Origin of the sequence: Streptosporangium sp. NPDC000239 (assembly GCF_040300765.1) — a bacterium.
Lineage (GTDB): Bacteria > Actinomycetota > Actinomycetes > Streptosporangiales > Streptosporangiaceae > Streptosporangium.
The window spans coordinates 80727-107384 of the sequence record NZ_JBEPEI010000003.1; the positions used below are offsets into that span (position 1 = coordinate 80727).

At 70.0% G+C, this 26658-nt stretch carries 23 protein-coding genes, 1 pseudogene and 1 riboswitch; of the genes and pseudogenes, 10 read left to right on the forward strand and 14 right to left on the reverse strand.

The features are described 5' to 3' along the window. Positions 1-38: 38 nt before the first annotated feature. Both ABT340_RS09500 and ABT340_RS09505 read left to right on the forward strand, forming a co-directional pair. A pseudogene (locus ABT340_RS09500) lies at positions 39-614 on the forward strand (ABC transporter ATP-binding protein); the annotation flags it as partial. Then, positions 611-3229, forward strand: a complete 2619-nt coding sequence (locus ABT340_RS09505; protein WP_352010244.1) for an FtsX-like permease family protein — start codon at positions 611-613, stop codon at positions 3227-3229. The pseudogene ABT340_RS09500 and the gene ABT340_RS09505, both read left to right, overlap by 4 nt. A gap of 51 nt (positions 3230-3280) precedes the next feature. Here ABT340_RS09505 and ABT340_RS09510 read toward each other — a convergent pair whose 3' ends face one another. Further along, positions 3281-4213 (reverse strand): hypothetical protein, encoded by a 933-nt coding sequence (locus tag ABT340_RS09510; protein WP_352010245.1) that lies wholly within the window; start codon positions 4211-4213, stop codon positions 3281-3283. Between the two features lie 208 nt (positions 4214-4421). On the opposite strand from ABT340_RS09510, the gene serA reads away from it, so the two are divergent. Then, positions 4422-6011, forward strand: coding sequence for a phosphoglycerate dehydrogenase (serA, locus tag ABT340_RS09515; protein ID WP_352010246.1), 1590 nt, complete (start codon positions 4422-4424; stop codon positions 6009-6011). Between the two features lie 525 nt (positions 6012-6536). Here the strand turns inward: serA and ABT340_RS09520 are convergent. After that, complete coding sequence (locus tag ABT340_RS09520) at positions 6537-7244, reverse strand: C40 family peptidase (protein ID WP_352010247.1); 708 nt, start codon at positions 7242-7244, stop codon at positions 6537-6539. Further along, positions 7232-7446: riboswitch (cyclic di-AMP (ydaO/yuaA leader) on the reverse strand. Its footprint overlaps the gene before it by 13 nt. A gap of 148 nt (positions 7447-7594) precedes the next feature. Here ABT340_RS09520 and ABT340_RS09525 point away from each other — a divergent pair. The 3 genes from ABT340_RS09525 (at position 7595) to cimA (ending at position 11949) form a co-directional block, all read left to right on the forward strand. Next, on the forward strand, positions 7595-8641 hold the full coding sequence (locus ABT340_RS09525) for a 3-isopropylmalate dehydrogenase (RefSeq protein WP_352010248.1): 1047 nt from the start codon (positions 7595-7597) through the stop codon (positions 8639-8641). Between the two features lie 182 nt (positions 8642-8823). Continuing rightward, positions 8824-9918 carry a branched-chain amino acid aminotransferase gene (locus ABT340_RS09530; protein WP_352010249.1) on the forward strand — a complete coding sequence of 365 codons (1095 nt, stop codon included), beginning with the start codon at positions 8824-8826 and terminating at the stop codon, positions 9916-9918. Between the two features lie 450 nt (positions 9919-10368). Beyond that, positions 10369-11949 (forward strand): citramalate synthase, encoded by a 1581-nt coding sequence (cimA, locus tag ABT340_RS09535; RefSeq protein ID WP_352010250.1) that lies wholly within the window; start codon positions 10369-10371, stop codon positions 11947-11949. 60 nt (positions 11950-12009) lie between these two features. Here the strand turns inward: cimA and ABT340_RS09540 are convergent, their stop codons facing one another. From ABT340_RS09540 to ABT340_RS09550, 3 genes are all read right to left on the reverse strand, one after another. Further along, positions 12010-13638 carry a heparinase II/III family protein gene (locus ABT340_RS09540; RefSeq protein WP_352010251.1) on the reverse strand — a complete coding sequence of 543 codons (1629 nt, stop codon included), beginning with the start codon at positions 13636-13638 and terminating at the stop codon, positions 12010-12012. A 447-nt stretch (positions 13639-14085) separates the two neighbouring features. Beyond that, entirely contained in the window at positions 14086-14700 is a 615-nt protein-coding gene (locus ABT340_RS09545) for a cysteine hydrolase family protein (protein WP_352010252.1), read from the reverse strand. Between the two features lie 447 nt (positions 14701-15147). Next, the gene (locus tag ABT340_RS09550) at positions 15148-16104 is read right to left on the reverse strand and encodes a GlxA family transcriptional regulator (RefSeq protein WP_352010253.1); all 957 of its coding nucleotides are present in this window, start codon (positions 16102-16104) and stop codon (positions 15148-15150) included. Between the two features lie 71 nt (positions 16105-16175). Between ABT340_RS09550 and ABT340_RS09555 the strand changes: the two genes are divergently transcribed. After that, entirely contained in the window at positions 16176-16772 is a 597-nt protein-coding gene (locus ABT340_RS09555; protein ID WP_352010254.1) for an HD domain-containing protein, read from the forward strand. Between the two features lie 62 nt (positions 16773-16834). Here the strand turns inward: ABT340_RS09555 and ABT340_RS09560 are convergent, their stop codons facing one another. From ABT340_RS09560 to ABT340_RS09590, 7 genes are read right to left on the reverse strand one after another with little or no spacing between them, the layout of a single operon-like run. Further along, a complete protein-coding gene (locus ABT340_RS09560) occupies positions 16835-17251 on the reverse strand; it encodes an antibiotic biosynthesis monooxygenase family protein (protein WP_352010255.1) in 417 nt (138 codons plus the stop codon). 41 nt (positions 17252-17292) lie between these two features. Beyond that, positions 17293-17856, reverse strand: a complete 564-nt coding sequence (locus ABT340_RS09565) for an Asp23/Gls24 family envelope stress response protein (RefSeq protein ID WP_352010256.1) — start codon at positions 17854-17856, stop codon at positions 17293-17295. A gap of 5 nt (positions 17857-17861) precedes the next feature. Beyond that, on the reverse strand, positions 17862-18635 hold the full coding sequence (locus ABT340_RS09570) for a DUF6286 domain-containing protein (protein WP_352010257.1): 774 nt from the start codon (positions 18633-18635) through the stop codon (positions 17862-17864). Continuing rightward, positions 18632-19036 (reverse strand): Asp23/Gls24 family envelope stress response protein, encoded by a 405-nt coding sequence (locus tag ABT340_RS09575; protein WP_352010258.1) that lies wholly within the window; start codon positions 19034-19036, stop codon positions 18632-18634. The genes ABT340_RS09570 and ABT340_RS09575 overlap by 4 nt, the downstream gene beginning before the upstream one ends. Beyond that, complete coding sequence (locus ABT340_RS09580) at positions 19033-19221, reverse strand: hypothetical protein (protein ID WP_352010259.1); 189 nt, start codon at positions 19219-19221, stop codon at positions 19033-19035. The genes ABT340_RS09575 and ABT340_RS09580 overlap by 4 nt, the downstream gene beginning before the upstream one ends. Next, positions 19218-19484, reverse strand: a complete 267-nt coding sequence (locus ABT340_RS09585; protein ID WP_352010260.1) for an Asp23/Gls24 family envelope stress response protein — start codon at positions 19482-19484, stop codon at positions 19218-19220. Before ABT340_RS09585 ends, ABT340_RS09580 begins: the two co-directional genes overlap by 4 nt. Further along, positions 19481-19978: an Asp23/Gls24 family envelope stress response protein gene (locus ABT340_RS09590; RefSeq protein ID WP_386187315.1), complete on the reverse strand. Its 498-nt coding sequence runs from the start codon at positions 19976-19978 to the stop codon at positions 19481-19483. Before ABT340_RS09590 ends, ABT340_RS09585 begins: the two co-directional genes overlap by 4 nt. 243 nt (positions 19979-20221) lie before the next feature. On the opposite strand from ABT340_RS09590, the gene ABT340_RS09595 reads away from it, so the two are divergent. Further along, the gene (locus tag ABT340_RS09595; RefSeq protein WP_352010261.1) at positions 20222-20998 is read left to right on the forward strand and encodes a fumarylacetoacetate hydrolase family protein; all 777 of its coding nucleotides are present in this window, start codon (positions 20222-20224) and stop codon (positions 20996-20998) included. 28 nt (positions 20999-21026) lie between these two features. Continuing rightward, positions 21027-22358 (forward strand): glutamate--tRNA ligase, encoded by a 1332-nt coding sequence (gltX, locus tag ABT340_RS09600; RefSeq protein ID WP_352010730.1) that lies wholly within the window; start codon positions 21027-21029, stop codon positions 22356-22358. Here the strand turns inward: gltX and ABT340_RS09605 are convergent. Further along, the gene (locus ABT340_RS09605) at positions 22252-23580 is read right to left on the reverse strand and encodes an MATE family efflux transporter (RefSeq protein WP_352010262.1); all 1329 of its coding nucleotides are present in this window, start codon (positions 23578-23580) and stop codon (positions 22252-22254) included. The two genes, gltX and ABT340_RS09605, sit on opposite strands and share 107 nt — an antisense overlap. A gap of 55 nt (positions 23581-23635) precedes the next feature. Between ABT340_RS09605 and ABT340_RS09610 the strand changes: the two genes are divergently transcribed. Continuing rightward, positions 23636-24175, forward strand: coding sequence for a PadR family transcriptional regulator (locus ABT340_RS09610; RefSeq protein ID WP_352010263.1), 540 nt, complete (start codon positions 23636-23638; stop codon positions 24173-24175). 467 nt (positions 24176-24642) lie between these two features. Here the strand turns inward: ABT340_RS09610 and ABT340_RS09615 are convergent, their stop codons facing one another. Beyond that, positions 24643-26619 carry a M3 family metallopeptidase gene (locus ABT340_RS09615; protein WP_352010264.1) on the reverse strand — a complete coding sequence of 659 codons (1977 nt, stop codon included), beginning with the start codon at positions 26617-26619 and terminating at the stop codon, positions 24643-24645. Positions 26620-26658 lie beyond the last annotated feature (39 nt).

A 26658-nucleotide genomic window follows, 5' to 3' on the forward strand; every position in this document is an offset into this window, starting at 1 on the left:
CCTTTCCTCTTCATTCTACGAAAAAGAAGTGCGATAATTCGGGGTCGGGCAAGTCCACGCTGCTCAACCTCGCGGGCGGCCTCGACACCCCGACCTCGGGCGAGGTGGCCGTCGAGGGCACGTCGCTGACGGGCATGCGGGCCGCGGACCTCGCCGGGCTCCGCCGCCGCCACGTCGGCTACGTCTTCCAGGACCTGAACCTGATCCCCTCGCTGACCGCCGTGGAGAACGTCATGCTCCCGCGTGAGCTGGACGGCGTCAGGGCGGCCCAGGCCCGGCGGGAGGCGAGGGAGGTACTGGCCGAGGTCGGCCTCGCCGACGTCGCCGACCGCTTCCCCGACGAGATCTCCGGCGGCCAGCGCCAGCGGGTCGCCATCGCCCGCGCGCTGGCCGGCCAACGGAGGCTGATCCTGGCCGACGAGCCGACCGGCGCCCTAGACACCCCGACCGGCGACGAGGTCCTCCAGCTCCTGCGCACCCGCTGCGACGCGGGAGCGGCGGTCCTCCTCGTCACCCACGAGCCCCGCTACGCGGCCTGGGCCGACCGGGTGGTCTTCCTGCGCGACGGGGAGATCGCCGACATGACCTCCGCCCCCATGGAGAGCGCCCGATGAGCGCCCTGTTCGCCGCGCTGCGGATCTCCCGCAGGGACATCTGGCGCGCCAAGGCGCGCAGCGCGCTCATCGTGGTCATGATCGGCCTCCCGGTCCTGGCCGTCACCGCGGCCCTCACCATCTTCGCCACCCGTGAGCTGACGCCCGAGGAGCAGGTCCCCATGCTCCTCGGCGCGGCCGACGCCCGGCTGGTCGACACGGGGGAGAGCCGACCGATCCGGCAGGATGTGCTCGGCGAAAGCTGGGAACCGTACGGCGAGCGGCGGGCGGAGCCGAGATCCCAGGAGCGGATCCAGGCCCTGCTCGGCCAGGGGGCGCGAGTCATCCCGGTACGTTCGGCCGACGAGGAGTACTCGACGGGCGGCAGGTACACCCCCATCGGCGTCGTCGAGCTGGACCTGCGGGACCCGATGACGAAGGGCATGTTCCCCCTGATCCAGGGACGCTACCCGCGGAGCGCCGACGAGGTCGTGGCCACCGCCTCCAGGAATGTCCCCGTCGGGGCGACGATCCGCTACACCCGCCGCGGCGTGACGAAACACGTGGTGGGCAGGGTGGTCGAACAGCGGACCGAGTACGGCGGCTCGCTCATCGGACTCCCCGGCTCGCTGTTGCCGGCCTCGTCCGGCGGGTCCGGCACGGACGACGCCTGGCTGGCCGACCTGCCCGCCCCGCTCACCTGGGCGGGGACGCTCCGCCTCAACCAGGCCGGGATCGCCGCGATGTCGTCGGCGGTGCTCGCCGACCCGCCCTCGGTGGGGAAGGGCCCGGGACAGGCCCTCGCCTTCCATTGGGGAGGAACGGCATGGACCACCTCGGGGATGGTCTCGGCCGTCTCGGGGATCGTGCTGGCCGTGATCGAGGTCGTGCTGCTCGCGGGCCCCGCCTTCGCGGTGGGCATCCGCCGTCGCCGCAGGGAACTCGCGCTCCTGTCCGCCCAGGGCGCCTCGGCCCGGCACCTCAAACTGGTCGTGCTGGCCGACGGGCTGACCCTGGGACTGGTCGCCGCCGTGCTCGGCCCGGTCCTCGGCGTCGGCGCCGCCAGGGTGATCGCGGTCGTCATGGGGATCTGGCCCGCCGGTGAGCTGGGGCCGTTCGAGGTGCCTGTCGGGCAGATCGTGCCGGTCGCCGTGCTCGGCCTGGTCAGCGGGGTCGCGGCGGCTGTGGTGCCCGCGGTGCAGGCGGCCAGGACGGACGCGGTCACGGTGCTCGCGGGCAGGCGTCCCACGGCGCGTGACCGGGCGGGCCGTCCACTGGCCGGCCTGGTCCTGCTCACGGCGGGAACCGCGGCGATGCTCTACGGGACGGTGAGCATCGAGGCGTGGATCTATCTCGGTGGGGCGCTGGGCCTGCTCGGCCTGGTCATGGTGACGCCCTGGCTGGTCAGGTGGATCGGCGGGCTGGCCGGAGGGCTCCCGCTTCCCCTTCGGCTGGCCGTCAGGGACGCCTCCCGCAACCGGGGCCGTACGGCTCCCGCCGTGGTGGCGGTGCTGGCCGCCGCCGCGGCGTTCAGCACGGTCGCCGTCGGCGCCACCAGCAGCGTCGCGACGGGGGAACGGCACTACCGGACCGGCTACCCCCAGGGCACGACCGTTATCTACGGGGACGACGTCCCCAAGGAGACCTGGGAGCGGATCAGGCCGCTCGTCGCCGAGGTGTTCCCGAGGACGACGCCGCTCGCGACGTACCAGGCACTCGACGGGGAGGGCGGGGCGCTGGACTTCGCGCTGGAGCGCCGTTCCTGTCGGAAATGCTTCACCTTGTGGGGGCCGCTGGGCACTCTGCCAGTGGGCGGCCCAGACCTGCTGCGCCTCCTGCTGGGCCGTACCGACCGGGCGGCGGAGGTCGCGCTGGCCGAGGGCAAGGTGGTGATCTTCGATCCGGCCGTGGTCAGGAACGGGGAGGTCCGGTTGGCCGTCCGGAGGCTCCCGGTGGGGGGCGAGAAGCCCGCGGTCACCATGCCTGCGGTCGGCGCCACCGTCCAGGGGCCCGCGCTGGTGCTCGGGGTGGCGCCGGAGGCGGCGGTGACCAGGGCGGGCTACGTCCCCGGCCTCATCGGGTTCATCGTTCGCCCGGAGGGCGGCCGTCCCGACCCGGAGCGGGAGCGGCGGCTCAGCGAGGCGATACGCGTGATCACCCCCGACGTCACGGTCACGACGGCGGGGAGCGTGGACTCCGGCAGGATCGATCCCACCCTGTGGGTCATGGGGGCGCTGGCCTCGCTCGTGGTGCTCGGCGGTACGCTCGCCGCCTCGGGCCTCGCCGCCGCCGACGCACGGCCCGACCTGGACATGCTCTCGGCGGTCGGGGCCCGGCCCCGCACCCGCCGGGCGGTCGCGGCGGGGCAGGCGGTGTTCGTCGCGGGCCTCGGGGTGCCCCTCGGTCTGCTGGTCGGCCTGCTGCCCGGGTTCGCCATGGCGAGCCAGTCGGTCGTGCAGCGCAACGACTACCGGGAGGTCGGGTTCAACGGGGTCGCCTACCCCAAGCTTGAGATGGTCCTCAGCGTTCCGTGGCCTTCCCTCGTCGCCGTCGGGGTCGGGCTGCCGCTGCTGGCGGGACTGATCGCCCTGGCCTTCGCCAGGACCGGGGTCACGCTGACCCGGCGGCTGGGTTAGTCAGGCGGACAGGTGGCGGCCCGCCCCTGAACGGGCCGCCACCTGTCCGGTTCAGTCGGTGGTGCCCGCGCAGACCACGTGGGCGCCGATCTCGATCATCCGCTGCTCGCTGCGGGCGTCGGCGACCCTGGCCATCAGGATCGGCGCCTCGCTGGCGGCCAGCTGCGGCAGCCGGGCGCGCACCCCGCGGTGGATGTCCCTGACCACGTCCTCGGCCGCCGACATGTGCACCTTGACGTGCAGCATGATCCCGGGGGCCCCCGAGGAGGTCTTGGCCTCGGAGATCCACACGTGGTGCACGAGCGGGTAGTCGGCGAGCACGTAGGAGATCGCGAAGCGCAGCGCGGGCAGGATCGGGTGCGTGCAGCGCCCGTAGCCGGGATCGACCATCTGCATCGGGCCCGACAGGTGGGGACGCGGCGCGGGGATCCACGGCTGGGCGGCGGGCGCGGGCGGCACGGGGGCCGGGCCGGTGCGCCGGCCCGCCGAGGGAGTCACTGCGGGAGCGACTGTGGGAGCCACCGGGGTCGCCGGAGCCACGGGGACGACCGGAGGCACGGAGGCACGCGGGACCGTGGCCATCGCTCCGGTCGCGTAGGCCGTCGGGGCCGTGCTCGACAGCGCGGGCGTCGGGCCGGTGCGGGTGGAGAGCAGGTGGCGCTGGAGATCCTCGATCGGTACGGCCGCCGCCGCCGGACCGGCGGCGTCGATCACGATCTCGCGCACGCCGGTGGCACGCTGGATGTCGAGGATGGTGTCGGCGTCGCACGCCGACAGGGCGTGGTTGCCGCGGTGGCGCGCGTAGGTGCTCTGCGAGGTGTAGCCGAGCAGGACCCGTTCGCCGGTCTGGGTCGTGCCGAGCACGACGGAGCGATCAGGGCGCACGGCCACGAGGAGCCCGTATTCGGCCAGCGCCGTCAGCAGCCGGTGCGGGCTGCCGTGTTGCGAGAGTACGTCGCCGAGAGCGGGGTTCCCGATGCTCATACACGGAACCTTAGGTAGAGAACCACGGCTTATCAGGGTAATCGCGAAGTTTTATCTAGATCAAGACCAAGATGAATTTTGTAGGCATAGAAGGTGTACGAAGTGGGTAACCGTCTCGGATCGCGGGACACTCGTGAACGCGTTCACAAGCCTCGATAGACTACGTGAGGTCCGTCCGCAGCCTCCACGTCTCCAAAGGATCCAGCCCGTGAACAAGCCCGTCGTACTGGTCGCAGAGGAACTCTCCGAGGCAGGTCTCGCCGTCCTGGGAGCCGACTTCGAGGTCCGCCACACCGACGGCGCCGACCGCGCCAAGTTCCTGCCCGCCCTCGCCGACGTGGACGCGCTCATCGTGCGCAGCGCCACCCAGGTGGACGCGGAGGCGATCGCCGCCGCGCCCAAGCTCCGCGTCGTCGCCCGCGCGGGCGTCGGACTCGACAACGTCGACGTTGAGGCCGCGACCAAGGCAGGCGTCATGGTCGTCAACGCCCCCACCTCCAACATCACCAGCGCCGCCGAGCACACCGTCGCGCTGATCCTCGCCTCGGCCCGCAACGTCGCCCAGGCCCACGCCGCGCTCAAGGGCGGCGAGTGGAAGCGTTCGAAGTACACCGGCGTCGAGCTGGACGAGAAGGTCGTCGGCATCCTCGGTCTCGGCAAGATCGGCCAGCTGGTCGCCCAGCGCCTGCAGCCGTTCGGCGTCGAGCTGATCGCCTACGACCCCTACCTGCAGCCCGCCCGCGCCGCGCAGATGGGCGTCAGGCTGGCCTCCCTCGAAGAGGTCCTGCGCGAGTCCGACTTCATCACCGTGCACCTGCCCAAGTCCAAGGAGACCGTCGGGCTCATCGGTGACCGTGAGCTGCACCAGGTCAAGCCGTCGGTTCGCCTGATCAACGTCGCGCGTGGCGGCATCATCGACGAGGGCGCCCTCTACTCCGCGATCAAGGAAGGCCGCGTCGCGGGCGCGGGCATCGACGTGTTCCCCAAGGAGCCCGTCACCGACAGCCCGCTGTTCGAGCTGGACCAGGTCGTCGTCACCCCGCACCTGGGCGCCTCGACCCACGAGGCCCAGGAGAAGGCCGGCACCCAGGTCGCGCGCAGCGTGAAGCTGGCCCTGGCCGGCGAGTTCGTGCCGGACGCCGTCAACGTCCAGGGCGGCGCCGTCGCCGAGGACGTCAAGCCGGGTCTGCCACTGGCGGAGAAGCTCGGCCGCGTCTTCACCGCCCTCGCCGGTGAGGTCGCCACCAGGCTCGACGTCGAGGTGCGCGGTGAGATCGCCTCCCAGGACGTCCGCGTGCTGGAGCTGGCCGCCCTCAAGGGCGTCTTCACCGACGTGATCGAGGACTCCGTCACCTACGTCAACGCCCCGCTCCTGGCCAAGGACCGCGGCGTCACCGTCGAGCTGGTGACCAGCGCGGAGAGCCCCGACTGGCGCAACGTGGTGACCGTCCGCGGTGTCCTGGCCGACGGCCGCGCCGTCTCGGTCTCCGGCACGCTCTCCGGCCCGCGGCAGGTCACGAAGATCGTCGAGGTCAACGGCTACCAGATGGAGATCGAGCCGACCGACCACCTGTCGTTCTTCACCTACGACGACCGCCCCGGCGTCGTCGGCGTCGTCGGCCGCATCCTCGGCGACCACGGCATCAACATCGCCTCCATGCAGGTCGCCAGGGACGCCAAGGGCGGCAAGGCCCTCATCGCGCTGACCGTCGACTCCGCCATCCCGGCCGAGGTGATCGACCAGATCGGCGGCGAGATCGGCGCCGACAGCGGCCGCTCGGTCGACCTGGCCGACTGATCCCGGAGCACGGCTCCCACGGCCGCCGTCCCCGTTCGCGGGGCGGCGGCCGTCTGCTTTTCCGGCCGAGCCTCGTCTCAATATATGAGAAGCCTGCACGAGGGGTGAGACAGATTGCGGAGGGCCGGTTATTATGGCTGGTAATGCGCCAGGTTCTCGTACTTATTACCTGCCGCGGCGAGGCCTGACACAGGGGCGGGCCGGCAACTCGCCGCGGTGTGATGGCGTTCGTCGGCCCCGGTTTCCCGTCGATCCGTGATCCGGATCCGCGATCCGATGAGGGCCCGTGACCAGGGTCCAGGCTCCCCTTCCTCCTTCAGCCAGCTCCGTGCGAACGAGACGAGAAGCGTCATGTACGACATGTATCCCTGGAACCGTCCCGAGGACAACGAGAACGAGGCCGCCCAGGCCCTGCAGACCGCGCTGGACCGCCGCGACAACGGCGGAGTGCCCCCGCACTCCTCCTGAGCCGGGTCCCTCCGAGGCCACGGGCGGTGCGGCGCCCGGGACCGGGAGAGGCGTGGGTCAGCGGGCGAGGGCCGTACCGGCCTGGGTCGACTGCCTGATCGCCGTGTCCAGCTCGGCCCGCTCGTCGGCGAGTTCGACCCCCTTGGGGTCCGGCCGTACGGCTCCCGCGAAGCTGGCGCGGCGCCAGGCCTGCAGCTTCTCCACCTTGACCACGTCGCCGCTGCGCGGGGCGTGGACCATGTAACCGGGCTTGGTGATCATGCCGACGTGACCGAGGTTGTGGAAGAAGACCAGGTCACCGGGTTTGAGGTTCTTCCAGGAGATCTTCCTGGCGAACGCGGAGTACTGCTGGGTCGTCGTGCGGGGCAGCCGGATGCCCGCGGCGCCGTACGCGCGGAGCATCAGGCCCGAGCAGTCGAAGCCGCCCCTGCCCGTGCCGCCCCAGACGTACGGTGTGCCGCGCTTGGACATCGCCCAGTTCAGCGCCTTCTTCCAGGCCGGGACCTTCCGCGCGGTCCCGGAGAAGCCGGCCGGGGCGGGTTCGACGGCGGGAGCGGTGAGCGGGGTCCGGGAGCTCTCCGCGGTGGGGGCCGGGTGCGCGAGGGCGAATCCGGCGGCGGCGAGCGCGAGGAGAGGAGTGGGGGAGGAGGTGGTGAGGGAGGAGTCCGCCAGTGCGACGGCGGGTGTCGCGAGGATGGTCGAGCCGGTGACGATCAGGGTCAGGACACGGGGGTAGGTCTTGCCGTTCAGGACCGTTCCTTCCATAGGGCCGGCCGGGTGAGCTGTCGGGCTCGGGCGTGGAGGTCGCCCTACGGCGCGTGGTGGCGCCGACTCGCCCCGAGGGGCCTCGTGGAAAACGCCGGAAACGTGCTCCGCCAGACGGAGTGCGGCTCGGACGCCCCGTGGACCCCGGAAGTGGTTCCCCGGCTCCGCGCGGACCGAAAGAGGGGGATGGCCTGCGCGAATTAGGCGACGATACGAATGGCCAGGACCTTAACGAAACGGTCAAAAGATCGCAAACAGGACAAACTTTTCAGGGCCTTCCGGGGCGAGAAGTGTCCGAGGGGTGAGATCGGTGGTTCGATTGTCGAGACAGAGCAGATAGGGTGCCCGTTATGGATTCGCGCAATGTTCGTCTGGCCGTCATCCCTGGAGACGGGATCGGGACCGAGGTCGTCACCGAGGGCCTGAAGGTCCTCGAAGCCGTCGGAACGAAGGTGGAGACCACCACCTACGACCTGGGTGCCGGCCGGTACCACAGAACCGGTGAGGTCCTTCCCGAGGCGGTCCTCGACGAACTGCGCGGCTACGACGCGATCCTGCTCGGCGCGGTCGGCGACCCCAGTGTGCCGCCGGGCATCCTGGAGCGCGAGTTGCTGCTCAAGCTCCGCTTCGAGCTCGACCACTACGTCAACCTGCGTCCGGTCAAGCTCTTCCCCGGCGTCGCGACCCCGCTGGGCGGCTCCCGCCCCGAGGACATCGACATGGTCGTCATCCGCGAGGGCACCGAGGGCCTCTACGCGGGCGCCGGTGGTGTGCTGCGCCGCGGCACGCCGTACGAGATCGCCACGCAGGAGTCGCTGAACACCGCCTACGGTGTCGAGCGCGTCGTCCGCTACGCCTTCGAGAAGGCGCTCAGCAGGCCGCGCAAGAAGCTGTCGCTGATCCACAAGACCAACGTCCTCACCTTCGCCGGTGACCTGTGGTCCCGCACCGTCGACCGGGTCAGCCTTGAGTACCCCGACGTCGCCACCGACTACTACCACGTCGACGCGGCCTCGATGTTCTTCGTCACCCAGCCGGAGCGGTTCGACGTGATCGTCACCGACAACCTCTTCGGCGACATCATCACCGACCTCGGCGCCGCCGTCGCCGGTGGCATCGGCCTCGCGGCCAGCGGGAATGTCAACCCCGACCGCACCGCGCCCAGCATGTTCGAGCCGGTCCACGGCAGCGCCCCGGACATCGCGGGCCAGGGCAAGGCCGACCCGACCGCCACGATCCTGTCGGTCGCCATGCTCCTGGACCACCTCGGCCTGACCGAGGAGGCGGCCAAGGTCGAGCAGGCCGTGGCCGAGGACCTGGTCGAGCGCCAGACCGGGTGGGCGAGCCGTACCACCCACGAGATCGGCGACGACATCACCGCCCGAGTAGCCGGCTGACAAGCCGCCCGCACGACCCCAGACGCGCCCGGTGGCTCAGCAGAGCCGCCGGGCGCGTCTTTTTTGTTCGTCTCACCGAGCAGGCTGCCGGATTTTGGCATATATGCAGTAGTTTTCCGGTGCCTGCTCCGTCCCAGAATGGACCGTAGGTGCACTCCGCCACGAAGAGAAGGACCGCCGCCATGACCACCGCTCAGAAGCTGACCTTCGACGTGCAGCTCTCCGACCACGCTCGTTCCACGGCCGAGCGCGAGCAGGTACTGGCGAATCCCGGATTCGGTCAGACCTTCACCGACCACATGATCTCCATCGACTACACCGAGGGGGAGGGCTGGCACGACGCGCGGCTCACGCCGTACGGCCCGCTCAGCCTCGACCCGGCGACGTCGGTCTTCCACTACGCCCAGGAGCTCTTCGAGGGGCTGAAGGCCTACCGGCAGGAGAACGGCTCGATCGCCTGCTTCAGGCCGTACGCCAACGCCGCCCGCTTCAACCAGTCGGCGCTGCGCATGGCCATGCCCGAACTGCCGCAGGAGGCCTTCGTCGAGTCGATCGAACTGCTCGTGCAGACCGACCGCGAATGGGTGCCGACCACCCAGGGCCACAGCCTCTACCTGCGCCCCTTCATGATCGCCACCCAGCCCGCGCTCGGCGTCAACTACCCCTCGCGGACCTACCGCTACATGGTGATCGCCTCTCCCGCGGCGGCCTACTTCGGCGCGGCCAAGGCCGTCTCGGTCTGGCTGTCCACCGAGTACACCCGCGCGGCCCCCGGCGGCACCGGCTTCGCCAAGTGCGGCGGCAACTACGCCGCGGCCTTCGTCGCGCAGCGCCAGGCCGTCGAGCAGGGCTGTGACCAGGTCGTCTGGCTCGACGCCAACGAGCACCGCTACGTCGAGGAGATGGGCGGGATGAACCTGTTCTTCGTCTACGGCGACCGGCTGCTCACCCCCGCCCTGACCGGCACCCTCCTGCCCGGCATCACCCGTGACTCGATCCTCTCCCTGGCCGCCGAACTCGGCCTGACCGCCGAGGAGGGCCGCCTGTCGATCGAGGAGTGGCAGGCGGGCTGCGAGTCCGGCGACCTCACCGAGGTCTTCGCCTGCGGCACCGCCGCCGTGGTGAGCCCGGTCGGCTCGGTCAAGGGCGCCGACCGCGCCTGGACCGTCGGCGACGGCACCCAGGGCCCGGTCACCGCCAAGGTCCGCGAAGCCCTGGTCGGCATCCAGTACGGCTCCCGCCCCGACACCCACGGCTGGGTGCACAAGATCTGCTGATCTCGCGGACCCGAGGCCGCCGGCGACCGGGAGCGTCAGCGACGCCACCCGGCCGCCGGCGGCCTGAACCCATGAACTCCCCCGGCCGCGCCCGCGGGCGCGCCGTCGGGCCATGTGGCGTGCGCGCGTGGGCACCGCCCCACGGCCGGATCCGGGAAAGTCGCCTTCGGGTGGCCGTTCCCGCTGGTCAGAGCTGTCTCCGCGAACGGTTTCCGGGCGCGCCGGCGGGACGGGCGTTCCAGATCCTGAGATCAATGTGTCAAGTGGTGGTTGGGTGTGGCAGACTCCAAGACACCATGTTCTACGGTCTGCTCATTATCGGCAGGCGCGCTGGCTGAAAAAGGACACCGCCAGCGCGCAGACCTCTCACGTCCGTGAGGGGTTTTTTTGTTTCTCGGAGCCGAGAGAGCGCGCGGCGAATCACATCGAAACCCCGCGAAGGAGACTGATATGGCCGACGACCGCTTCCACGTGTACGACACGACACTCCGTGACGGTGCCCAGCAGGAGGGCCTCAACCTCACGGTCGTGGACAAGCTGGCCATCGCCCGCCACCTGGACAGCCTGGGCGTCGGCTTCATCGAAGGCGGTTGGCCGGGAGCCAACCCCAAGGACACAGAGTTCTTCAGACGGGCTCGAACAGAGCTCGATCTGAAGCACGCGCAGCTAGCCGCGTTCGGCGCGACCCGCCGAGCAGGTGTCAAGGCCGCCGACGACCCGTTGGTCGCCGCGCTGCGCGAATCCGGCGCGCCGGTCGTGACCCTTGTCGCCAAGAGTCACGACCGGCACGTGGAGCTGGCCCTTCGCACGACTCTCCAGGAGAACCTCGCGATGATCCGCGACACGGTCTCTCACCTTCGTGCGGAGGGCCAGCGAGTCTTCCTCGACGCCGAGCACTTCTTCGACGGCTACAAGTCCAACCCAGCCTACGCGCTCGAAGTCCTGCGCACCGCCGCCGAGGCGGGGGCCTCGGTCATCGCCCTGTGCGACACCAACGGCGGCATGCTCCCCGACGAACTCGCCGAGGTCGTCGCCGCCGCCGTCGCGACCACGGCCAGGATCGGCATCCACTGCCACGACGACACCGGCTGCGCGGTGGCCAACACCCTGGCCGCGGTGAAGGCGGGCGCCACCCACGTACAGGGCTGCGCCAACGGCTACGGTGAGCGCTCGGGCAACGCCAACCTGTTCACCGTGGTCGCCAACCTCCAGCTCAAGCGGGGCTTCGACCTCGTCCCGAAGGAGGCGCTGGCCGACATGACCCGCGTCGCGCACGCCATCACCGAGGTCACCAACGTCACCCCGAACTCCCACGCCCCCTACGTGGGTGTCTCCGCCTTCGCTCACAAGGCCGGGCTGCACGCCAGCGCCATCAAGGTCGACCCCAACCTCTACCAGCACATCGACCCCTCCCTGGTCGGCAACGACATGCGCATGCTCGTCTCCGACATGGCGGGCCGCGCCTCCGTCGAGCTCAAGGGGCGCGAACTCGGCTACGACCTGTCGCCGGACACCTCGCGCGTCCTCGTCGAACGGGTCAAGGAGCTTGAGTCGAAGGGCTACACCTTCGAGGCGGCCGACGCCTCCTTCGAGCTGCTGCTGCGCGACACCGTCGCCGGTGACCGCAAGCGGCGCCACTTCGAGGTCGAGTCGTGGCGGGTGATCGTCGAGCGGACCCGCGACGGCGAACTGGTCAGCGAGGCCACGGTCAAGCTGCACGCCAAGGGCGAGCGGATCGTCTCGACCGGTGAGGGCAACGGCCCGGTCAACGCCCTGGACAAGGCCGTACGGCTCGGCCTGGAGAAGCTCTACCCCGAGCTCGCGGCCGTCGAGCTGATCGACTTCAAGGTGCGCATCCTTGAGGGCACCCACGGCACGGACGCCGTGACCAGGGTCCTCATCACGTCGAGCGACGAGACCGGTGAGTGGGCGACCGTCGGCGTCGACGAGAACATCATCGAGGCCTCCTGGCAGGCCCTTGAGCAGGCGGTCACCTACGGCCTGCTCAGGGCGGGCCACATCGCCGACTGACCTCACAACCGAGGGGTACGGCCTGGGCCGTACCCCTCGCCGGACGGGCGGAGAGCGAGGTCAGGACAGGTTGGCGCCCGAGACCTTGAAGCTGACCCGACCCTCGGAGGTCTGCAGCCGCACCCTGCCGGCCGAGCAGGAGACCTCGGGGGAGGCGGTTCCCGGCACCACGACGGTGAGCAGCGCGCCCTCCGTGGCGGGGGACAGGACCGCGGGAGCGGCCTGCTTGTTCAGATAGGTGGGAGAGACCCAGCCCTGGAAGGGGTTCTGCTGGCCGGAGACCACCCGCTGCCCGCCGACCGGCTTGCAGGAGGGCATGGACAGCTGGACCAGCGTCGCCTTCCAGCCGGACTTGTCCTTGACCACGACCCGGCCGCCGCCGTTGGAGACCAGGGACATTTCACGGGCGAAGTGCCAGACGTTGCTCACCTTGGAGCCCCGGGGCACGGTGTCCAGCACCGCCATCACGTCATCGCCGTGGTTGACCAGCACCGACCGGGTCCTCGGCACGCCGTAGGCCCTGTCGGTCAGCCGGTAACTCTGCCTGTCCTGCCCGACCGAGGACTTGCTCAGGGCGCTGGCCGTCTTGGGACGGAACCGGGCACCGACCACGGCGGGGGTGTTGTGCGCCTCCGGCGACATCGTCCAACGCCGGTAGGGGGTCTTCTCGTAGGAGTCGAAGCCCACGTCGACCAGGACGTCACGGCCCTGCGCGTAGTAGGTCACACCCAGGTGGTCCTCATGGCCGTGGAACCTCAGGGCCGGGCCGAACCGGATCGAGTAGAACGCCGACTCCGGCTTGCCCCAGGCGGTGCGCCCGTAGACATAGCCGTTGCCGAAGACCCGGACCGTCTTCTTGGGGTGGTCGTAACCCGAGGGCTGTACGTCTGCGCCACCGTCGCCGATCGGGACCATGAACCCGTTCGGCTGCGTCGAGTGGGCGATGAAGTCCTCAAGAGACTCCCACCGGGAGCGGATCTCGCCGGGAACCTTCCTGCCGCACTCCTCGATGCGCTCCATCGCGAGCTTGAGCCGGTCGTAGACGTAGATCGCGTACCGGGGGGCCTGCTCACGCAGCACCCCCTGGGAGTCGATGTCGAGCTTGACGGTCGTGGTCAGCCGCCTGAGCGCCAGGTTCGACCACGTCGTGTTCTTGAAGCGGCAGCCGATGCCGAACAGCGCGATGTCCTGGTCCATCCCATGGTTGTGCCCCTTCTCGTACAGGGCCGGGTTGGAGAGCATCTTGGCGTGCTCGGCCAGGCTCTTCGACAGCCAGGACTCGTTGACGTGCCTGCTGAGGCACGTCAGGGCCGGGGCGCGCAGGGCGATCGGGTGCTCCTGCCAGGCGTACGGGCTGGCCTTCGGCCCCCCGCCCCTGGGGTTGTCCGCCACCCAGTCCTTGGCGATCTCGGTGGCCCGGGCCAGATAGGCCTTCTCCCCGGTCGTCTCGTAGTCGGCGACCAGGCGGCCCATCCAGCGCAGCGAGTGGAAGACCATGCTCCAGGACCGGTTGCGGTACGGGTCGGTACGCCAGTTGACGTCCTTGCCCACCTTCACCGGCGGCAGCCCGACGAACTCGACCTTGCCCGCCATGATGTCCGCCGAGGTCGGCGTCGCCGGCAGCCAGTCTCCCTGGCACTCGGCCGTCCGCTTGACCGTTTCGGCGGCCTGCGCCGTACCGTTCGTCACGCCGCAGGCCAGGGCCAGGACGAACGAGACGGCCAGCGCTGTGCTCCTCTGCGCCGTCCGGCGGCGTCGCGAGGTTCGGGAGCCTTCGAGCCGGAGCTTTTCCTCATCTCTCCGTCGTCGTGCTCCCGCGTTCCTCAGTCCAAGCACCGACGGCGCCCAAACCAAAACCCTCACCCCTAACCGACGGCGCTCGAACCAGAACTCTCGACCCCGGCGATGAGGGGGCCAAGGTCGGCTCCTCACTCCAAGCACGGACGGCGCCCAGGCCACGCCGTTCACCAGAGAAGGGGGCGCTGGACGGCTCTGTCCGCGGGGGTGTCCAGGTCGGGTCAGTTTAGCGGTGAGTCATCGGGGAAAAGCGGGCCCTCTGGTTTCTTTGTGGCTTCTGTGACCTTTTGGGGGTGAGGGGCGCCTGAGGCGCCCCCGGCGGAGCCGTTCTCGTGCCGGTCAGGGGGTGGCGCGGGCGATCTCGGTGCTCACCCAGATGTTCGAGTGGGGGAGGGGCTCACCGGCCCTGACCGCGTCGATCCACTCCGCAGTGGTCGCCACGGCGGCGAAGTTGGAGGCCATCACCACCAGCACGTGGTTGTGCAGCTCCTCGGCCGTCGCGGTGCCCGCGTTGTTGGACAGCGGGAGGGCGCCGGTCGCGTCGGACAGGAACTCCACCTTCAGGCCCAGGTGGGCGGCGTCCCGGGCGGTCGACTCGTCGCAGTTCTGGGTCATGTAGCCGGTGATGGTCACCGTGTCGATCTCCTGAGCGGCCAGCCACCCGGCCAGATCCGTCCCGGCGAAGGACGACGCCAGCGTCTTGTCCACCAGGTGGTCGTACGGCCTGCTCCCGACCTCCTCGCGCAGCTCCCAGGAGGGGCTGCCCTTCGCGAACAGCGGGGACTCGGCCGGAGCGGTGTGCCTGACGATCACCACGGGGACACCGTGCTCGCGCGCCACGTCCATGGTGGCCACGATGTTGGCGAGACTCTCCTGCCGAGGGGGGAAGGCGATCGGTAGATTGCCGGTGAAGTACTCGTTCTGGACGTCGATGACGACTAGTGCTCGCTTCATGACTCCAGCTTGACGGGGCGGACGGTGGCCGCGTGATAGTTCTCTCAGCCATCGACCACAAAAATCCGGCCCTGCCTATTCGCGGCGCCTGCGGCGCCGCAGGCTTGGGCGCTTCGAGCCAACGCTTTCCCTCGTCGCTCATCCGCTTCGCTCCTTCGCTCCTCAGTCCAAGCGTCGGCGCGCCCAAGCCGGGTCTCTTTGCTCCGCCTGGCGGCGGCGCGGGTAGTGCCTTTTTGCGCCGCCTGGCGGCGGCGCGGGGCTTGGGCGCCTCCGAGTCGGTGCTTTCCCTCGTCGCTCATCCGCTTCGCTCCTTCGCTCCTCAGTCCAAGCACCGACGCGCCCAAGCCGGACACTCTTCATGCACGGCACCGGTAAGGCACAAAAGCCATACCCTCACGGACGGCGCCGGTAAGGCCCAAGCCAGGGGCCTCAAGGGGAGTCCTTGGGTCAGGCTGGGGGGCCGAAGGCTTGGCGGTAGGTGGTGGGGGAGACGCCTACCTGGCGGCGGAAGTGGGGGCGTAGGGCCACCGCGGAGGCGAAGCCGGATCTGCGGGCCACCCGTTCGACCGGTTCGCCGGTGGTTTCGAGCAGGCGTTGCGCGTGCAGGACCCGCTGGTGGAGCAGCCACTGGGTGGGGGTGGTTCCGGTGGCCTGGCGGAAGCGCCGGTCGAAGGTGCGGCGGCTCATCATGGCCCGGGAGGACAGGGCGTCCACGGTCAGCTCCTGGTCGAGGTTGCGCAGAGCCCACTCCAGGGTCTCGCCCAGCGGGTCGCCGGTCTCGGGAACCGGAACGGGATGGTCGATGTACTGCGCCTGCCCACCGGCCCTGTGCGGCGGCATCACCATGGACCTGGCGATGTCGTTGGCCACCTGGTGACCGTAGGCCCTGCGGACGAGATGGAGACACAGGTCGATGCCGCCCGCGCTTCCCGCCGAGGTCAGCAGGTCACCCTCGTCCACGTACAGCACGTCGGGCTTGACCTCGATGCTCGGATACCTGGAGGCGAGCAGCGGGGCGTAACGCCAGTGGGTCGCGGCGGGCCGTCCGTCCAGCAGGCCGGCCGCGGCCAGCACGAACGTGCCCAGGCACAGTCCGACGACGGTCGCGCCCCTGCGGTGGGCCGTACGCAGCGCCTCAAGGGACTCGGCGGCGGGCGGCCGGTCGAGCGGGTGCCGCCAGGTCGGCACGATCACCAGGTCGGCCTCGTCCACGGCGTCCAAGCCGTACGGAGCCGACAACGCGATGCCCGCGTCCGTCCGCACCGGGCCGCCCTCGGCGGAGACCGCCCGCACGTCGAACTCCGGTGAGCCGGTACGTCGTTCGCCGAAGACCGCGATGGGCACGGAGGCCTCGAAGAGCGGGATCTCGTCGAACATCACCACGGCGATCGTCCTGAACCCCATGGCGGAATCCTATCGATGGTTGTCTCTCCGGCCACTCGCAGGTCATCGGCGGTCAGGGCAGGCTGAATCGCATGAAATACGCCGAAATCGTGGTCCCCGAGACCCCGGCCACCCGCGCGGCCATCGAGGTGGCGACCGCCTACTGTTCGCCCGCGCTGCTGAACCACTCCGTGCGGGCCTACCTGTGGGCCGCGGCGTACGCCGCGATGAACGACATCGCCTTCGACGCCGAACTGCTCTACGTCTCCTCGATGCTCCACGACATCGGGCTGGTCAGGGAGTTCGACAGCCACACGGTGCCGTTCGAGGAGGCGGGGGGTCACCTCGCGTGGGTCTTCTGCGCGGCGGCCGGATGGCCGGTGGAACGGCGGGTGCGCGCCTGCGAGGTGATCGTGCGCCACATGTGGGCCGAGGTGGACGTCGAGAAGGACCCGGAGGGCCACCTGCTCGAACTGTCCACCGGCCTGGACATCTCGGGAAGACGGTCGGAGGCCTTCCCCGAGGAGCTGAGGGCCGAGATCCTCGAACGTCACCCCCGCCTCGGGATCGCCGGGGAGTTCGCCGCGTGCTTCGAGGACCAGGCGAAGCGCAAACCCACCAGCCTGGCCGGCCACTTCGTCCGCAACGGCTTCGCCGCCCGGGTCGCGTCGAACGTCCTGGACCGCTGACGCGCGGCGGCGCCCACGGTGCCCGCGAAGGGCCGTGCTCCGCCGCGCTCACGAGGCGGCGGTCAGGAACCGTTCCTGGGGCCGGTGCTCTGGACGACCTCGAAGGACCACAGGGTGGAACCGGTCGCGGCGGGCCCGCCGTGGCCATGACCGTGTCCCTGGCCGGGTCCCTGGCCGGGTCCCTGATGGGGGGCCGCCGCATGGCCGTGACCCTGCTGACCCTGTGCCGCGGCCTCGGCCGAGGCCTGGGCGTGGCCTCGCTGGAAGGCCTGGCTCTGCGTCCAGCGTTCGAAGTCCTCCTCGGACCTCCAGCGGGTGTAGACGAGGTACTGGTCGGTGCCCTCCAGCGGGCGGAGCAGCTCGAACCACTCGAAGCCGTCGGAGGACTCGACCATCCCGGCCCGTCCGGAGAAACGCTGTTCCAGCTCCTCGCGCCGCTCGGCGGGAACGGTCAGCACATTGATCTTCACAACGCTCATGAACCCATCCTGCCCCACGAGGTCAACGCCGGTTCGTGCGACTAGCGCCTCTCCAGGTTCACCCTGGTGACGGCCGGTACGTGCGCCAGTTCCAGAGCCTGGCGCATGTGGGGGATGGCGCGGCGGCCGAGCTGCTCGCGCAGCGCGCTCATCGGCGCGTCCTCGTCGGCGACGACGCGCAGCCGTACGGCGGGATGGGCCTTCGTGCCGACCATCGCGGCGCTGGCGCTCAGGACCGCCGGGTGGGCGCCGACCTCGTCGGCGACCGCGTCGGCGACGGTCGAGCCGCGCACGTCGGTGGTCCCGCCGGAACCGCTCTGCAGGCGGAAGTCGCCCAGCCGGTCACGCCGTCCCTGCACGAGGAGCCAGCGCAGCCCGAACAGGGCCAGCACGACCGCCGCCAGGGCGATCACCCACCACAGCCACGGTGAGTGCGTGGCGAAGGTGGCCCGTACCGGGTCGTTGACCAGCGGTTCGTCCCCGGGCGCCACCGCCCTGGGCAAGGTGTGCGCGCCCCGGGCCAGCGTGTAGCCACCGAGAAGCAACAGCAGCACCCCCATGATCAACAGGCCGACCCTGTTGCCCCGCCCGGTCTTCCTGTTCACGACGCTCACTCTCCTCGTAGGCGTACACGCACCGGGTAGTCCTTCAGCGGGCCGAGGGCGGCGATCCGTGTGGTCACGGCCCGCTGTACGGCCTCGGCGAGCCCGGCAGGCTCGCGCAGCGGGCTGTGGGCCGTCACCTCGGCGGTCCTGCCCCGCAGCCTGACGCGGGCACGGTCGATCCCGGGCACCTGTTCCGCGGCGTGGGTCAGCGCGCGGGTGAAACCCCTTGGCTGCATGCCGATGATCAGTTCGGGGTCGCCCGTCCTGACCGGGATGAGCCTGGGCCGTCCCGGTATGAGGGCCAGCAGCACCAGCAGCAGGCCGAGCAGGGCGACCACCCCGGCGCCGAACAGCACCCTGGAGTCGTCCCACCTGGTCGTGGACGCCCAGGAGAGCATCCGGTCGTACGGTGTCCAGCGCAGCGGGCGGCCGAGCAACGCGGAGATCACCTCCGCGGCCACGACGACGCCCAGCGCCGTCATCAGCACGGCGGTGATGACGGCGGGGACCACCCGGCGCGGACGGAAGGCCCTGACGGCCGCCCTGTCCGCGGCGTGGTTCCTCGGAACCCGCGCGGGCGGAGCGGTCTCCTCCGTGACCTCCGCGCCGGGTGCGGTGGATGCCCCGGGGGCGGGACCCGTCCCGGGGACAGGAACCGGGACGGGCCTTTCCCCCGAGGTGGGGACCTGTGACCCGGGAATGGGGACGGTGTCGTCCTCCGCCTCCCGGGAGGGACTCCAGGAGGAGCCCGACGAAGGGTCCGAGGGAGGGACGGTCATCCTTCCTCCTCCCACACGGTCTGCCGGGGCGGGCCCTGCTCCTCGGGAGAGGGGACCACCCCGGTCACGTCGAGGTCGATCTGGCCGACGGACAGCCCGGTCAGCGTGTGGACGCGTTCGCCGACGTGCCGCCGGATCTCCTCGGCCGTCTCCAGCAGCGGGGCCGGATAGTCGACGGAGACCTCAAGCTCCAGCAGGGCGAGCCCTCCGTCGACGGTGGAGTGGGTGTGTCTCCCGAAGGTCAGCGGCCCCCGCTCGCGAACCTCCCGCACCCGTTCCACCTCCTTGGCCGCGCAGACCGCGATGCGGGTGACGACCCGCTCCGGGATCTCCGTCCTGCCGCGCAGCTCCGCCGGTACGGCGGGCCGTGCGGCGGGCTGTGCGGCGGCCGGAGCGGTCATCGCCGTCTCGCCGACAGCCGGGACACGTCGATCTCGCCGCCCTCGACGATGCGGCCGATGAGGAATCCGACGGCGCCGAGCACGAGCACGAGCAGGAAGGCGCCGAGGCCGCCGAACGCCGCCGCGAAACCCAGGGCGATGCCGGTGGTCAGCCCGGCCACCGACCAGATTGGGAACTGGTTCATTGAACACCTCCGATATGCACGTTCACGGCGCGGTCGCCGACCAGGGGCGCGAGCGCGAGCCGTACCTCGTCGGCGATCTCCGGCAGCGGCCGTGTCGTCCGGGCGACTATGGAGACCTCGACCTCGTCCTCACGAAGGGCGACGCCGGAGACGCGCTCCCCCGGCAGGTAGGTCGCCACGGTCCCGAAGGGGCCGCCGGACAGGTCCGCCACGTCGGGGCAGTGCCGTACGGCGTCGGCTATCTCACGCGCGAGTTCGGTCACTGGACGCGGGGTTCCTGATCGGGCTGGTCGGCCTTCTCCCCGTCCTTGTCGCCGGGCAGGTGGACGTCGTCGACCTTGATGTTGACCTCGGTCACCTCAAGCCCGGTCATGCGTTCGACGCCGGTGATCACGTTGCGGCGCACGGAGGCCGCCAGGTCGGGGATGGCCACGCCGTACTCGACGACCAGGTCGAGATCGACCGCCGCCTGCCGTTCGCCCACCTCGACGGACACACCCTGGGTGGCGGTGCTCTTGTCACCGCCGACGATGCCGCGTACGGCGCCCAGCGCCCGTGCCGTTCCGGCGCCCATGTTGTAGACGCCGTTCACCTCTCTGGCCGACAGGCCCGCGATCTTCGCGACGACCCCGCTGTCGATGCTGGTGGTCCCCTTGGGGGTCACCAGGCCTCCCTGGCTCGCGGCGACGTCGGTCCGAGCCTGCGGCGCGGGGTTGCCCTCGCCCCTCGGCCTGTTCACCGTGTTGGCTTCGGTCACGTCGATTCCCTCCCCCGAGGGGAAGACGCTCGGCTTCCCCGGAAGTTACCTATGCCTCTCATACCCCCCACATGGGCACTAACCAGCACATACTTCTTCTTAGAAAAATCCTTTATATGAGCATTTAGGGTTTTTGTTGATCTTTTTGGAATCGAGTGCTTTATGCGTGCTTTGGGGGAGTGATGGAGGTGAAGAGAGGTACGGACGGTCCGGCGGGACGCGGGGTCCGACTAGCCTTGTCGTGTGCGTATAGCGAGGTTCTCCACAGGTGAGGGTGTCGGGTTCGGCGTGGTCGAGGGCGGGCCAGGCGAGGAGTTCATCTCCGCGATCTCCGGGCACCCGTTCGGCCCGATCCAGTTCACCGGTGAGCGTCACTCGCTCTCGCGGGTCAGGCTGGTCGCGCCGATGCTGCCCAGCAAGGTCGTCGCGATCGGCAAGAACTACGCCGACCACGCCAAGGAGATGGGTGGCGAGGTCCCCGACGAGCCGCTGGTCTTCCTCAAGCCCTCGACCTCGGTGATCGGGCCGGGAGAGTCCATCTCCTACCCGACCGGGCTGAGCAGCAGGGTCGACTACGAGGGCGAGCTCGCGGTGGTCATCGGCAGGCTCTGCCGTGAGGTCCCCGCGGAGCGCGCCCATGAGGTGATCTTCGGCTACACGTGCGCCAACGACGTCACCGCCCGTGACCTGCAGAAGAAGGACGTGCAGTTCACCCGGGCCAAGGGGTTCGACACCTTCTGCCCGCTCGGCCCGTGGATCCAGACCGAACTCGACGTGACCGACGTCGGCATCACGACGACGGTGAACGGCCAGGTCAGGCAGAGCTCTCGCACCTCCAAGCTCATCTATGACATCCCCACGCTGATCGCCCACGTCAGCGCGGTCATGACCCTCATCCCCGGCGACGTGATCCTGACCGGGACACCGGAAGGGGTCGGCCCGCTCGACGTCGGCGACGAGGTCAGCGTCGCCATCGAAGGAATCGGCACTCTCACCAACCGGGTGGTCTCCCGTGATTAGGGTTCGTTTCGCCCCGTCCCCCACCGGCATGTTCCACGTCGGCGGCGCGCGTTCCGCGCTGTTCAACTGGGCGCTGGCCGAGCAGTCGGGCGGCAGGTTCGTGCTGCGCATCGAGGACACCGACGCGGCCCGCAACCGCCCCGAGTGGACCGAGGGCATCATCTCCGCGCTGGCCTGGATCGGCATCAACGAGGAGAGTCCCCTCTTCGAGGGGCCCTACTTCCAGTCGTCCTACGCCGAGCAGCACAAGGAGGCCGTGGCCAAGCTGGCCGCCGACGGCCGCGCCTACTACTGCACCTGCACCCGCGAGGACGTCAAGGCCCGCACCGGCTCCGAGCACCAGGGCTACGACGGCTTCTGCCGCGACCGCGGCCTGACCGAGGGCGCCGTACGGTTCCGCACCCCCGACGAGGGCGTCACCGTGGTCGAGGACCTCGTCCGCGGCACGGTCGAGTTCCCCAACAACGCGATGGAGGACTTCGTCATCGCGCGCGGTGACGGCTCTCCGCTGTTCGTCCTGGCCAACGTGGTCGACGACGTCGAGATGCGCATCAGTCACGTGGTCCGCGCCGAGGAGCACCTGTCCAACACCCCCAAGCAGCAGCTGCTCTGGCAGGCGCTCGGCCTCACCCCGCCCGTGTGGGCGCACGTGCCGGTCATCGTCAACGAGAAGCGCCAGAAGCTGTCCAAGCGCCGCGACAAGGTGGCCCTGGAGTCCTACCGCGACGAGGGCTACCTGCCGGAGGCGATGGTCAACTACCTGATGCTGCTCGGCTGGGGGACCGGCGAGGACCGGGAGATCATGCCCTGGTCGGAGATGGTGCCGAGGTTCAGGCTGGAGGACGTCAACCCGTCCTCGGCCTTCTTCGACGAGAAGAAGCTGCGGGCCTTCAACGGCGAGTACATCAGGGCGCTGTCCCCTGAGGAGTTCGTCGCCCGCTGCGAGCCGTGGCTCGAACCCGGCTGGGACCGCGAGACCTTCGCCAAGATCGCCGAACTGGCCCAGACCCGCATCTCGGTCCTGTCGGAGATCAGGGACAACGTCGACTTCCTCTTCCTGGACGAGCCCGTCTTCGACCAGGCCTCGTGGGACAAGGCCATGAAGACCTCCGCCAAGGAGATCCTCACCGGCTACCTCGCCCGCCTGGAGACGGTCGCGATGGACCCCGACTCGCTCAAGACCGCGCTTGAGGAGGTCGGCACGGAGCACGGCCTCAAGCTGGGCAAGGCCCAGGCCCCGGTCCGGGTGGCGATCACCGGCAGGACCGTCGGACTGCCGTTGTTCGAGTCGATCGAGGCCCTCGGCCGGGAGCGGTCCGCGGCCCGGATCCGCGCCGCGCTCGCCAGGCTCGAAGCCTGAGGCTCGAAGAGGAGACCGGGACGAGGACGAGCGTGAGGGCGATGGCGGCACCCGCCGCCATCGCCAGCCAGACCCCGGTCACCCCCAGCAGGGGCCCCAGGAAGTAGGCGCAGGAGAGCTGGGCCGCGAAACCCGTGAGGGTCGCGGCCAGCAGCCTGCCGCCTCGCCCGCTCGCCTGGAACGCCCCGCCGACGGCGATCAGGCCGCCGAACGGGACGAGATACAGCGGCATCCAGCGCAGGAAGCCGATGGCCGCGTCGGTAACGTCGGGATCATCGGTGAACAGACCGGTCACACCCCGCGCGGAGAGAGCCAGCACGACGCCGACGACCAGACCCGTCAGCAGTCCGTACGGCAGGGCGGGGCCCGCCTCGCCCGAGCGGGCCGTCTGGATGGTGCTCGCCTGGCGGAGCGCGTAGAACGCCATCACCCCGGCCAACATGATCTTCAGGCCGATGCCGTAGCCCGCCAGAACGGCCACCCCGAAGCCGCCGACCACCCCGACCATGGTCATGCCGACGAGTGACCTGGCCAGGAAGTCCCCCGACAGGGGAAGCCCGGCCCGGAGGATCTCGACGGCGTCGCGGCGGTTCGGGCCCTGCCGCGCGTCGCGGGGCGTGCGTCGTAGGAGGAGGGTCAGGGAGAGCGCGAGCGTCACCGCGCGGGCCAGCACCGTCGCCCAGGCGGCCCCCTGGACACCCAGGCCGAACGAGTAGATGAACAGCGGGTCGAGGGCGATCACCAGAACGTTGCACAGCAACGCGACACGCATGGGGGTGGTCGTGTCGCCCCGCCCCTTGAAGATTCCGTCTGTGAGCGACTGGGCGTAGAAGACGGGAATCCCGGCCAGCGAGACCAGGAAGAATTCGGCGGTCAGCGCGGCCGTCGCCGGATCGTCGGTGAAGAGCGCCGCCAGCGGCTCCCGCGCCAGGACCCCGGGCACCGTGACCGCCAGGCTGACGACCGCCCACAGCAGCCACGCCGTACGGATCGCCGGTGTGAGCGGCTCGTCGCCGTCGCGCCTGCCGACCACGATGGTCGTCCCGGTCCCGACCGCCAGGACGACGCCCAGGGCGAGGTGCTCCACGGTGGTCGCGATCGTCACCGCGGCCACGGCCGGGCCGCCGAGGCCCGAGACCCAGAACAGGTCGATCAGGCCGACCGCGACCACGGCGGTCAGCAACTCCACGTAGACGGGCAGGGCCAGACGGATCAATGACATCACTTTACCTCTTTTCGAGCTATATCGTTTAGAGGTATAGCGATACGATGCACCCATGGCAAACGGTGATCTGTCCCTGTCGATCCTCGGCCTCCTGGGGGAGGGGCCGATGCACGGCTACGAGCTCAAGGGCCGCATCCTGGAGATGAGCGGTCACCTGCGGCCCGTCAGCGACGGAGCCCTCTATCCGGCGATCGCCCGCCTGGAGAGGGCCGGGCTCGTGGCACGACACGAGGAGGAGGGGACGGCGGCGGCCCGCAGGCAGGTCCTCACCCTGACCGAGGAGGGCCGGGCGGAGCTGTGGCGCAGGCTCGCCGAGCCCGCCGATCTCGACATCAGCGACCAGACCCGCTTCTTCGGGCTGCTGGCCTTCCTGGCCCAGCTCCCCGACCCCGCAGCCCAGGCGAGGGTGTTGCGCCGCCGTCTCGACTTCCTGGAGACCCCGGCCGGGTTCTTCTACCGGGACGGTAGGCCCCTACGCGCCGAGGAGGTCGCCGACCCCTTCAGGCGGGGCATGCTGCTGGTCGCCAGGGCCACCTCCGCCGCCGAACGACAGTGGCTGAGAGAGACCCTGGCGGGCCTGGAGCGGCCCTGACGTCCGGTCGGTCAGCGGGGCGTGCGGTCCGGAACGGTGATGGGGAAGAAGGGGCTGACCCCGTACCCCGAAGCCACACGCGGCAGAGGCGCCCGTCCGAGCCGGATCGAGAGACCCGGCCCAGACTCGATCCAACCCCCCACGTCGCATGTGAGGGGTTCGTCTTGTGCTTCCCCGGTGCCGCGTGTGAGGAGTGTCCGGCTTGGGCGCGTCGGTGCTTGGACTGAGGAGCGAAGGAGCGAAGCGGATGAGTGACGAGGGAAAGCACCGACCCGAGGCGCCCAAGCCCGCGCCGCCGCAGGCGGAGCAAAGAGATATGGCTTGGGCGCGTCGGTGCTTGGACTGAGGAGCGAAGGAGCGAAGCGGATGAGTGACGAGGGAAGACACCGACTCGAAAGCGCCCAAGCCCGCGGCGCCGAAGGCGTCGCAAAGAGACACAACCCGCGCCGCCGCAGGCGGCGCAAAGGTTAACGCAGTCCGCGACGCTCCAGCAGCGGCTCGATCCGTGGGTCGTGTCCCCGGAAGGCCCGGAAGGCGTCCATGACGTCCATGGAGCCGCCGACGGACAGCAGGGCCGTCCTGAAGTGGTCGCCGTTCTCGCGCCTGAGGCCGTCGTTCTCCTTGAACCACTCGACGCTCTCGGCGTCCAGCACCTCGCTCCAGATGTAGGAGTAGTAGCCGGCGCTGTAGCCGCCCACACCGCTGGAGAAGATGTGCGCGAAGTAGTTGGTCCGGTAGCGGGGGCGGACGAGCTCGAAGGCGATTCCAGCGCTTTGCAGGGCATGCGCCTCGAAGGCCTCGGGGTCCTCGACGGTCTGGCCGGGCGCCAGCTTGTGCCAGGCCCAGTCGAGCAGCGCGGCGGCGAGATACTCCACGGTCGCGAAGCCCTGGTTGAACCTCTCCGCGGCCTTCATCTTCTCCAGCAGTTCGGCGGGCACCGGTTCGCCGGTCTCGTGGTGCCTGGCGAAGTTGGCGAGGACGGAGGGCCAGGTCGCCCACATCTCGTTCACCTGGGAGGGGTACTCGACGAAGTCCCTGGGCACCTCGGTGCCGGAGACCCGGGGGAAGCGGACGTCGGAGAACAGTCCGTGCAGGGCGTGGCCGAACTCGTGGAAGGCGGTGGTGACCTCGTCGAAGGTCAGCAGCGTCGGGCCCTGCGTCGGCTTGGTGATGTTGAGGTTGTTCATCACCACCGGCAGGTGGCCGAACAGGTGCGACTGGTCGACGAGGTTGTTCATCCACGCGCCGCCCCGCTTGGTCGGCCGCGCGTACGGGTCGAAGAGGAACAGGCCGAGCGGTGAGCCGTCGGTGTCGAACACCTCGAAGGTCCGCACGTCCGGGTGGTATCCGGCGAGGTCGTCCCGCTCGGTGAAGGTGATCCCGTACAGCTCGCCGGCGGCGTGGAAGACGCCGTCGCGAAGCACCCGGTCCAGTTCGAAGTAGGGGCGCAGTTCGGCGCCGTCGAAGTCGTAGCGCGACTTGCGTACCTTCTCCGCGTAGAACGACCAGTCCCACGGCTCGATGGGGAATCCGGCCTCCTGCGCCAGCGCCTCGGCCTCCCGGCGGGCGTTGGCCACCGCGGGGCCGACGAGCTTGCCGAGCATCTCCTCGACGGCCTCGGTGGTCTTGGCCGTCTGGTCGGCCACGGAGTAGGCGGCGTGGTCGGAGTAGCCGAGCAGGGCGGCGCGTTCCGCGCGCAGGGTGGCCAGCCGTACGGCCAGGCCGAAGTTCTCCGGCGCCCGGTTCACCGAGAGCTCGTAGAGCCTTCTGCGGGTGTTCCGGTCGGTCAGTTCGGCCAGGGCGGGCTGGTTGGTGAAGTTGAGCAGCGGCAGGACGTACTCGCCGTCCTTCTCGATCGCCTTGATCGCGCTCTCGGAGAGCCCGTCGAGTTCGGCGGGGTCGCCGACGACGAGGGCGGAGGCGGTCGAGGCCTTGAGCAGGTTCTGGGAGAAGGAGGTGGCGAGCCGGGTCAGTTCCTCGTTGAGCTCACGCAGCCGCAGCTGCTCGGGCTCGGACAGGTCTGCGCCCGCCCTGACGAAGTCCACCCGGTACTTCTCCAGCAGCCACGCCTCCTGGGGGTCGTCGGTGGTGACCTGCTTGATCCGCGCGTAGAGGGCGCGGTTCAGCCGGATGGCGTCGTCGTGCTTGGTCAGCTTGGGGAAGATCTCGGTCTCGATCTCCCGGATGCGGTCGGTGGCGTCCGAGGCGGCGACGCTGGAGAAGACGATCGTCGTCCTGTACAGGATCTGCCCGGAGCGTTCGAGGGCCTCGACGGTGTTGGCGAACGTGGCGGGCTCGGGGTTGGCGGTGATCGCCTCGACCTCCCGGAGCTGCTCCGCCATGCCGTGCTCGAAGGCGGGCAGGTAGTGCTCCTCCCGGATCCGCGCGAAGTCCGGCAGCCGGTACGGCAGCGCGCTGGGAGCGAAGAAGGGGTTCTCAGCCAAGGTAAGGGCTCCTCACGTGAGACCGGATCGGACCGGATC